Origin of the sequence: Streptomyces himastatinicus ATCC 53653, from assembly GCF_000158915.1 — a bacterium.
GTDB lineage: Bacteria > Actinomycetota > Actinomycetes > Streptomycetales > Streptomycetaceae > Streptomyces > Streptomyces himastatinicus.
In genome coordinates, this window is sequence record NZ_GG657754.1 from 1,445,257 (window position 1) to 1,446,737 (window position 1,481).

General features: G+C 73.9%; 1 protein-coding gene and 1 pseudogene. Both read right to left on the reverse strand.

Features of this window, described 5'->3' with window-relative positions; translation table 11 throughout:
- Positions 1-517: pseudogene (locus SSOG_RS53290) on the reverse strand (hypothetical protein); the annotation flags it as partial.
- Between the two features lie 76 nt (positions 518-593).
- The coding region (locus SSOG_RS05490) for an NAD(P)/FAD-dependent oxidoreductase (RefSeq protein WP_039936649.1) at positions 594-1,481 on the reverse strand (888 nt) is incomplete at its 5' end.

Genomic DNA, 1,481 nt, shown 5'->3' on the forward strand with positions numbered 1-1,481 from the left:
GCGCAGCGCGGCGGCGGCGCGGTCGAACGCCCGCGCGGCCGGTGCCGTCCCCACAGCCGCAGCCGCCGCAGTCGCCCGCCCGGGCGAGCACGGCCGAGGCGTACTCCCAGGTGGCGCGCTCCTCGGCCACGGTGATCAGGCGCGGCAGCAGCTGGTCGATGGGCTGGCCCTCGTAGACGACGGTGGCGCCCGTGGACGCCACCTCCGCCGTGTACCGGCTGCGGCTCGCGGGGGTGTCCGGGTCGAGCCGGGTGTGCGCGCAGTACTCCTCGTACGCCACCGGGTCGAAGAGCGCGACGGTGGTGTGCACGCCCTGTGACGTCAGCGCCCGCAACAGCGCCTCCATCCGCCGCAGGTACCGGGGGTGGTCGTCGAAGGCGAACGACGTGTATGCCCGCATCGCCGCGAAGTCGTCCTCGGCCGCCAACAGCGCCACTACGCTGGGCACTTCCCTGCGTAGGGCCCGGATCGCGGTGGGCTTCCCGCAGTGCGTGCCACCCTTGTCGGTGTGCGCCATGACTCCCCCTCAGCGCGGACGTTCAGTGCTCACTCACCGTAACCGAGGGCACTGACAACGCTCCGTGATCGGGCCGTCAGCCGCGGAGTCGGTCGAGGCGGAACGGGGTGAGGGCGGCGGGGCGGCGGCCGGTGACGACGTAGGCGGCGAGTTCGCTGCCGGTGACCGGGCCGAGCGTCACGCCCAGCATCCCGTGGCCCGTGGCGGTGAAGGCGTTGCCGGGGCCGGGTACGCGGTCGATGACCGGCAGTCCGTCGGGCAGGAAGGGACGGCCGCCGACCCAGGGGTCGCGGATCAGCGCCACCAGGTCGTCGGGATCGTCGAACCACTGCCCGAGGTAGTGGCGGCTCGCCCGGGCTACGGCGACGATCCGGCGCCAGTCGAGCCGGTTGTTGTTGCCGCTCAGCTCCATGGTCCCCGCGATGCGGGTGGTGCCGCCGATCGGGGAGGCCACCGCCCGGTGTTCGCCGAAGTACAGGGTGTGCGTCGGTGCGGGGTCGAGGTCCACGGAGAAGCTGTAGCCCTTGCCCGCCTGGAGCGGCAGGGGGTGCCCCAGCTCGCGCAGCAGGTCCGCGGAGCGCACTCCGGCCGCGATGACGACGGCCGAGCAGGGGATCTCGCCGGTGTCGGTGACCACCGCGGTGACCCGGTCCCCGGACGGCCCGCGCCGGAAGCCGGACGCGGCCACGTTCTCGTGGACCTTCACCCCGGTGGCCGCCAGCCGTTCTTCGAGGGCCCGGGCGAAGGCCACCGGGTCCAGGACGCCTTCGCCGGGGACGAGGTAGGCGGCCTTGACCTCCGGCGCCAGCGAGGGGTCCAGGGCCATCGCCTCGGCGCCGGTGCTGACGTCGTCCGGGAGCGGATAGCGGCCGTCCGCCATCTGCCGCTGGAGCTGGAGGTGGTGGCGTGCCTCGCCGGGCGACAGAAAGGCGTGCACCATGCCGGGGCGGCTGAGGGTCGTCTC